The 7,292-nt window shown below is 63.5% G+C and carries 7 protein-coding genes; 3 read left to right on the forward strand and 4 right to left on the reverse strand.

Annotated elements, in window-relative coordinates; all coding sequences use genetic code 11:
* Positions 1-1,440, forward strand: a 1,440-nt coding sequence (locus ACYVDE_RS10730) for a PDZ domain-containing protein (protein ID WP_460501512.1), incomplete at its 5' end; no start/stop codon positions are given.
* A gap of 80 nt (positions 1,441-1,520) precedes the next feature.
* Here ACYVDE_RS10730 and ACYVDE_RS10735 read toward each other — a convergent pair.
* Positions 1,521-2,261 carry an SDR family oxidoreductase gene (locus ACYVDE_RS10735; protein WP_460501513.1) on the reverse strand — a complete coding sequence of 247 codons (741 nt, stop codon included), beginning with the start codon at positions 2,259-2,261 and terminating at the stop codon, positions 1,521-1,523.
* A 141-nt stretch (positions 2,262-2,402) separates the two neighbouring features.
* On the opposite strand from ACYVDE_RS10735, the gene ACYVDE_RS10740 reads away from it, so the two are divergent.
* On the forward strand, positions 2,403-2,957 hold the full coding sequence (locus tag ACYVDE_RS10740; protein ID WP_460501514.1) for a GNAT family N-acetyltransferase: 555 nt from the start codon (positions 2,403-2,405) through the stop codon (positions 2,955-2,957).
* Between the two features lie 7 nt (positions 2,958-2,964).
* On the opposite strand, the gene ACYVDE_RS10745 is transcribed toward ACYVDE_RS10740, so the two are convergent.
* Both ACYVDE_RS10745 and ACYVDE_RS10750 read right to left on the reverse strand, forming a co-directional pair.
* A complete protein-coding gene (locus ACYVDE_RS10745) occupies positions 2,965-3,801 on the reverse strand; it encodes an arylamine N-acetyltransferase family protein (protein ID WP_460501515.1) in 837 nt (278 codons plus the stop codon).
* Between the two features lie 40 nt (positions 3,802-3,841).
* Complete coding sequence (locus tag ACYVDE_RS10750) at positions 3,842-4,711, reverse strand: SDR family oxidoreductase (protein ID WP_460501516.1); 870 nt, start codon at positions 4,709-4,711, stop codon at positions 3,842-3,844.
* A 117-nt stretch (positions 4,712-4,828) separates the two neighbouring features.
* Between ACYVDE_RS10750 and pncA the strand changes: the two genes are divergently transcribed.
* Positions 4,829-5,440 carry a nicotinamidase gene (pncA, locus tag ACYVDE_RS10755; RefSeq protein ID WP_460501517.1) on the forward strand — a complete coding sequence of 204 codons (612 nt, stop codon included), beginning with the start codon at positions 4,829-4,831 and terminating at the stop codon, positions 5,438-5,440.
* 85 nt (positions 5,441-5,525) lie between these two features.
* Here pncA and ACYVDE_RS10760 read toward each other — a convergent pair whose 3' ends face one another.
* The gene (locus ACYVDE_RS10760) at positions 5,526-7,109 is read right to left on the reverse strand and encodes a DUF6770 family protein (RefSeq protein ID WP_460501518.1); all 1,584 of its coding nucleotides are present in this window, start codon (positions 7,107-7,109) and stop codon (positions 5,526-5,528) included.
* Positions 7,110-7,292: the final 183 nt, after the last annotated feature.

A 7,292-nucleotide genomic window follows, 5' to 3' on the forward strand; every position in this document is an offset into this window, starting at 1 on the left:
GCCGGCCCCGACGCGGCGCAGGCCGGCCCCACCCAGCGCCTGCACCGCTACGACCTGAAGGAGCGCAAAAACGAGCAATACCTGGCCGAAGTGAATGATTATGCCCTGAGCGCTGACGGCAAAAAGCTGCTCTATATGGCCCCGCGCGATGCCTACGGCATCGTGGAAGCTGCCGGCAAACCGGCCGCCAACGACGGCCGCATGGCCCTCACCGGCCTCGACGCCTACGTGGACCCGCGCCACGAGTGGGCCCAGATGTTCGACGAGGTGTGGCGGCTGGAGCGCGACTATTTCTACGACCCCGGCATGCACGGGCTCGACTGGGCCGCCACCAAAAAGAAATACGCCGGCTTCCTGCCCTACGTGGCGCACCGGGCTGACCTCAACTACCTGTTTGCTGAGATGATGGGCGAGATGGTGGTGGGCCACAACTACGTAAGCGGGGGCGACATGCCCGCCCTTACAGCCAACCCGGTGGGCCTGCTCGGGGCCGACTACGAGGTAGTCGACGGGCATTATCGCTTCAAAAAGGTATTCAACGGCGAAAGCTTCAACCCCGGCTTGCGCGCACCGCTCACCGGGCCCGGCGTGGGCGTGCGGGCCGGCGACTACCTGCTGGCCGTGAACAACCGCCCCCTGCGTGGCACCGACAACGTGTATAGCTTCTTCGAGAACACCGTGGGCAAGCAGATTACGCTGCTGGTGAACGACAAACCCAGCACCAGCGGCGCCCGCGAAGTAACCGTAGTGCCGGTGGCCAGCGAAGCCAACCTGCGCCGCATGGCCTGGGTGGAGGACAACCGCCGCACCGTGGACCGCCTGACCGGCGGCAAAGTGGCCTACGTGTACCTGCCCAACACCGGGGCCGAGGGCTACGAATTCTTCAACCGCTACTACTTCAGCCAGCTCGACAAGCAGGCCGTGATTGTGGATGAGCGGTTCAACGGCGGCGGCTTCGTGGCCGACTACATTCTGGACCTGCTGAACCGGCCGCTGCTCAGCTACTGGGCTCCGCGCGAGGGCCGCACGTTCACGTCGCCGGGCTCGTCCATCTACGGGCCGAAGGTGATGCTGGTGAACGAGTTTGCCGGTTCGGGCGGCGATGCGCTGCCGGCGTTTTTCCGGCGGCGCGGGCTGGGCACCATCGTGGGCAAGCGCACCTGGGGCGGCCTGGTGGGCATCTCGGGCTACCCGCCGCTGATTGACGGCGGCAGCGTGACCTCGCCCAGCTTCGCCATCTACAGCCCCGACGGCAAGTGGGAAATCGAAAACGAAGGCGTGGCCCCCGACATCGACGTGGACGTGCGCCCCGCCGACACCCAGAACGGGGCCGACCCGCAGCTGGCCAAAGCCATCGAGGTGATACTGCAGGATATGGCCAAGCAGCCGGCCAAGTCGCAGGGCATTCCGGCGCAGTACCCGCTGCGCGGGCGAGAGTAACCTATTTTGGAAAAAGGACATCATGCTGAGCGGAGGCGCAGCCGTAGTCGAAGCATGACGTCCTTTTTTGCCGTTCGCTTCTACCGCTTGTTCATCATCCGGAAATATTCGTCCAGCTCGGCGCGCGAGGCTTTCCGCCGCTCCTCCGAACTGCCGAAGCCTACCTCCTGCTCGCCGTGGGCCAGCCGGCCCATCACCGAATCGGCAAACTCATCCACGTTCACGCCGAAGGTGTGCAGGCCGGGGCCGCCGAGGTCGGTGTTCACGGCAGGGGGCACGATTTCGAGCACGGCAATGCCCTCCGGCTCCAGCTGGAACCGCAGCGAGAGCGTGAAGGAGTGCAGGGCGGCCTTGGTGGCGCTGTAGATGGGCGCGAACGCCGCCGGCGCAAACGCCAGCCCCGAAGTGACGTTGATGATGGCCGCGCCCGGCCGGTGGCGCAGGTGCGGCACCAGCAGCGTGCTCAGGTGCATAGGTGCTTCGATGTTGATAACCAACTCCTGCCGGCGGGTTTCCCAGTCGGTATCGTGGTCGTGGGCCAGCTGGATGCGGTTTTGAATGCCGGCGTTGTTTATCAGCACGTTCAGGTTGGGGTAGGTGCTGGTGGCCCAAAGCACGAGCTCCTGACGCTGGGCGGGGTCGGCCACGTCGCATTGGCGCACTACCAGGCCGGGGTAATCCTGCTGGGCTTCGGTAAGTTTATCGTCGCGGCGGCCCACGACGATAACGGTGCTGCCGGCCCGCAGAAAGCGCACGGCCAGCGCCAGCCCGATGCCCGAGGCGCCGCCGGTGAGTAGAATGGTGTTGGTGGCAAGGTTCATAGCAGCGCGAAGAAATAAAAGCAGTACGGGCCCGGCGGCCTAGCGGCTGCGCAAAACCGGCTTCCAAGCCGAAAATAAGCCCGGCCTTGGGCGGCTGGGGCCGTATCTTGCGGCTTCATCCGCTCCATTTTCTTTTGCCTCATGATTAAGCTCGAACCCTTTACCTCCGACGATTTCACGCAGCTGATGGAGTGGGTCGACGACGAGCGGCTGATGAAAGAGTGGAGCGGCTCGATGTTCTCCTTCCCGCTCACCGAGTCGGGCCTGAGCTGGTACATCGAAGGGGCCAACGACGTGCACGACCCCAGCGTGTTCATCTACAAAGCCGTCGATTCCAAAACCGGCATCACTGTGGGCCACATTTCGTTGGGCGGCATCAGCGAGCGCGACCGGGCCGGGCGCATCACCCGCGTGCTGGTGGGCAACACCACCGAGCGCCGCCGCGGCATTTGTCAGGGCATGGTGAAGGCCCTGCTGCGCATCGGGTTTGAAGACCTGAAGCTACACCGTATCAGCCTGGGCGTCTACGACTTCAACCACGCGGCCATCAACTGCTACCTCAAGTGCGGCTTCCAGGAAGAAGGCCGCCTGCGCGACGTGGTGCGCCACGGCGACGGCTACTGGACACTGGTAGAAATGGGCATTCTGGAAGACGAGTGGCGGGCGCTGCACCCGAAGTCGCACGCCCCGGCGTAAGCCCGGCTTAGGCAAAGAGCCGGGCCACCTGGCTCTCCGAAAGGTGCAGGCCGAAGTGCTGGCGCAGCGCCGCGGCATAGGCGGCTTCATCGACCAGTATGGTAGCGGTGGCGCGGCCGTCGGGCTGCCGGATTTTCAGCTCGCGGTCGACCAGCGTGGCGCGGTACTCGGGCGTGGCGCGGTACTCGGGCGTGGCGCGGTACTCGGGCGTGGCGCGGGCGCAGATGCGCTGCTGCCGAAACGGCGAATCGGGCGAATTCGAGTAGAAGTAGCTCATCATCTGGTAGTCGCTGGGCTGGGCCTCGTCCAGGGTAAAGGTGTAGAGGCTCTGCCACTGCCCGTCGAGCAGCAATTGCAGGTGGTAGTTGTGCTGGGGCGCGACTTGCAGGCGATAGGTGTCGAAGCCCATGCGGTGCGCGGGGCCGGTTTCCAGCGGAATGGGTTCGAGCAGGGTGTTGCCGCCAAAGCCCAAGTCGGCCACCCAGGGCCGGCCCTCGGCTTCGACCAGCAAAAGCTGGTGGGCACGCGGGCGCAGCGGCGCGCCGGCAATCAGGTTGCGGCCCACTAGGTTGGTTACGGCAAAGCCCAGCTGCCGCAGCACCCGCCCAAACAGGCCGTTCAGCTCATAGCAGTAGCCGCCCCGGCGCTCGGCCAGCAGCTTGCGGCTCAGGCTGGCCGCGTCGAGACCAATGGGCCGGCCGAGGTGAATGTCGAGGTTCTCGAACGGGATGCTGTAGGCCTGCGCCCGGTGCAGCCCCACCAGGGTTTCGCGCGTGGGCGCGAGCGGGCCGGCGTAGCCAGTGCGGGCCACGTAGGCGGCAATATCAATCTCAGATTCAGCCATAATGCGCAAAGAAAGGCAAACCCGGCAACCGGCAGCCCGATTACGCCAGAAACCGCGTGCCCGTCAGCTGCTCGCTCTGCTCCCAGAGCTGGCGGGCATGCTCGGGCGTATTGAAGTCGTTCTTCACCGGCGCGGTTTTTTTCTTGTCGAAATAGCCGCCGCTGGTGGTGGCCACCGATGGGTCGGAGGCCAGGAAAATGCTGGTTTCGGCCCCTTTCTCCACCGAAATCATGAAGGGCCGGGCCAGCGCCGTGAGCTTGCCCAGCCAGCCGCCGGCGCTGTCGCCGAAATTGCTGGCCACCACGCCGGGGTGCAGCGCGTTGGTTGTCACATTAGCGATGCCGTGGGCGCGCAGGCGGCGGGCCAGTTCCTGCGTGAACATGATGTTGAACAGCTTGGTGTTGGCGTACACGCGCATGGCCCCGTAGCTGCGAGTCGATTGCAGGTCGTGGATGTCGGGGCGGGCAAACTGGTAGGCCATCGAGGCCACGTTCACGATGCGGGCCGCCGGGCTGGCGCGCAGCTTTTCGAATAGCAGGCTGGTGAGCAGGAATGGCCCCAGGTGGTTGGTGGCCAGGCCCAGCTCGTTGCCATCGGGCGAGAGCTGGCGCTCGGCCCCAAAAATCAGCCCGGCGTTGTTCACCAGAACGTCGAGGCGCGGATACGTGGCGTTGAACTCGGCGGCCGCGCGGCGCACCTGCCTCAGGTCAGCCAGGTCGGCGAGCAGCACGTCGACGTGGTCGTGGCCGGCGGCGGCTTTGATTTCCTGCTGGGCCGTGGCAGCCTTATCGGCGTTGCGGGCCAGAATGACGACGTGGGCGCCCATTTTGGCCAACTCGGTGGCCGTTACCTGGCCGATGCCGGACGTGGCACCGGTTACGAGGGCGATTTGGTTTTGAAGATTAGGCATGAAGAAACGGTTTTTCAAGGATAATACCTGCGTTAACGTAACCCCGCCGCGAATACTTGGTTTTAAGGTAAGAAAACCGGCAACGTCGGTTCGGTACCGGCCCCTTCCCTCCTGCCCATGCGCGCCCTGCTCCTCATCGATATTCAAAACGACTTTTTGCCTGGCGGCCGGCTGGCCGTGCCGGCCGGCGACGAAATCATTCCGCTCGTGAATGAGCTGCAAGCCCAGTTCGACCTCGTGGTAGCGACGCAGGACTGGCACCCGGCCGGCCACCAGAGCTTTGCCAGCAGCCACGCCGGCCGCAGCCAGTTCGAGCAGATTGACCTGCACAGCCTGCCTCAGGTGCTCTGGCCCGACCACTGCACCCAGGCCAGCGACGGCGCGGCCCTAGCCCCCGCCCTGCACCCCGAACGCATCGAGGCTATCTTCCGCAAAGGCATGAACCCGGAAATCGACAGCTACAGCGCATTTTTCGACAACGGCCACCGCAAAAGCACCGGCCTGGCCGATTACCTGCGCGGCCGCGGCGTAACGGAAGTCGTGGTGGCCGGCCTGGCCGCCGACTACTGCGTGTACTACTCGGCACTGGATGCGCTGGCCGCCGGCTTCGCCACCACCGTCGTCACCGATGCCACCCGCGCCATCTCGGCCGAGGGCTGGGCGGCGGCGCAGGCCGACCTCACCGCCCGGGGAGCTCGCTTGGTGGCCAGCGCCAACCTGCCCGGCTGAAGCGTTTCCTTTTACCGCCTTCAGGCATGAAAAAGGCCCGGCAAGTTGCCGGGCCTTTTTGTCTGTTGCGAATCTGCCGCCGGGGCTAGTTGTTCACCTTCACTAGGCGCATGTCGAGCGTTTTTTTCTTCTTCAGGTAGTCCGTAATCAGTACGTAGCCGGGCTTGGCGGGGTACAGGAAGGAATAAGTAGGGCCGGCGGGAATCTCAATTTTATCGACGGTGTACTTGCCGTTGTCGCCGAAGGCAATGTTGCCTACGTAGGTTTTAGCGTCCTCGCCTTTCTCCTTGTCGAAGTTGACGTACACGACGTTAAACTTCGAATCGTCGTCGTTCTTTTGCACAAACTGGTAGTCGAAGTCGCCCTGCACCTTCATAATCTGGCCGAGCAGGCCGGCCCCCATGAAGCCGGTGCCGGCGGGCAGCTCGGCGTTGGTCACGGTTTTGGGGTAGAATTTCACGTTGGCCAGTTTGGCATCCTGGTCTAGCTCGAAGATGAGCAGGTTGCCCACTTTGCCTTTGGAGACGCTGGCGCTGGTGTGGCCGCCGTTCAAAATGTTGGCCGCAATACCCAGGCCGTCGCCCACAATCTTGAACTGCTCGGCCACCACATACAGGTGCCCGTTCGCGCCTTTCAAAATCGAGTGGTTGTAGTTCACGTAGTTGTCTTCGAGGCTGGCCTTGGCCTCTGCGGGCATCAGGGCGGCTACCTCGTTGTGCCAGCCGTAGCTCTTGGTGCTCACCGGCTTGCCGGCTTCGCTGAAGCGCTTCACGTAGAAGCCTTGGCTCTTGTTCACGAAGGGCTTGTCGTCGAGCTTATAATACTCGCCCACGGCCACGAACTCGCGCTTGTCGGGGTCGAACGTGAATGAGCTGAGCGAGAGCTGCTCGGTCTTGCTGGTTTCGACCGGCAAATCAAGTATTTTCTTGCCGGTTTTGGCGTCCAGCGCCACCATGTACGAGGTGGCTTTGCGCGAGAGCACGCCGTCGCGGCGCAGCATCACGCCCAGCAGGTACTTATCGGCCGCTTCGGTGAGGGTGAGCGACTCGTACTCCTTGGCGTTTTCGCTGGACGTGGTGCGCCAGTGCATGCCCAGCTTATTGTCGTAAATGGCCAGGGTGTAGCCTTTGGCCATACTGCCGGTATAGCCATTGCGCACAAAGCCCAGCCCCGGCACCGGAAACAGGTTCATGCCCGTGATGAAGCCGCCCGCCGCGGGGTCGTCGTAGCGAATCTGCATCTGCAGGGTGCGCAGGTCGCTCTTGCTAAGCTCCCCGATAACCTTGCTGCCGAGCTTCTGCAGGCTGGTGTCGTAGGTTTCGAGTTCCAGCGTTTCGTCCTTGCCATTGAAAAAGTAGAACGCGAATGCCGAGCCGTTGAACGTGTTTTTCAGCAGCGTGTAGCGGCCCGAAGGCTTCTGCAGCACAATGGACGACACCTTTTTCAAATCCTGGTCATAGAGGTCGAGCAGGTAGTTGTCGTTTTTACGGTCGGCCTTGTCACTGCGGGCAAACATCACGTAGCCCTTCACTTCGTTGCCGTCGTAGATGGGCGAGAGCATGGAGCGCCGCGCGCGCTCCACGCCGGTCAGGGTTTGGGTTTGGGCGAAGGCCGCGGGCGCAGCCAGTGCCAGCACAGCCACCAAGGCTGCGCGTTTCACAATTTGCATGAAGAAAAAAGGAGAAGAAGTGGGAAATAAAGGAATGATAAATAGGGTTGAGGAAGAGGCCGGCGGCTAGCGGCGGCCGGTGGGATGAGCCGCCGCTGGCACGGGCAGCAACTCCTTGAAGCGTCCCTGCGGATAGCGGCGCTGGTAGTCGCCCTGCAGGGCCAGCACGGCGGGGTCGGTGGG

The organism is Hymenobacter agri, from assembly GCF_054778495.1.

Coding starts and splice junctions, on each gene's coding strand:
- ACYVDE_RS10745 (WP_460501515.1), bottom strand. CDS start 3,801: ATGGCTGAATCTGAGATTGATATTGCCGCCTACGTGGCCCGCACTGGC.
- ACYVDE_RS10740 (WP_460501514.1), top strand. CDS start 2,403: ATGATTAAGCTCGAACCCTTTACCTCCGACGATTTCACGCAGCTGATG.
- ACYVDE_RS10735 (WP_460501513.1), bottom strand. CDS start 2,261: ATGAACCTTGCCACCAACACCATTCTACTCACCGGCGGCGCCTCGGGC.
- pncA (WP_460501517.1), top strand. CDS start 4,829: ATGCGCGCCCTGCTCCTCATCGATATTCAAAACGACTTTTTGCCTGGC.
- ACYVDE_RS10750 (WP_460501516.1), bottom strand. CDS start 4,711: ATGCCTAATCTTCAAAACCAAATCGCCCTCGTAACCGGTGCCACGTCC.
- ACYVDE_RS10760 (WP_460501518.1), bottom strand. CDS start 7,109: ATGCAAATTGTGAAACGCGCAGCCTTGGTGGCTGTGCTGGCACTGGCT.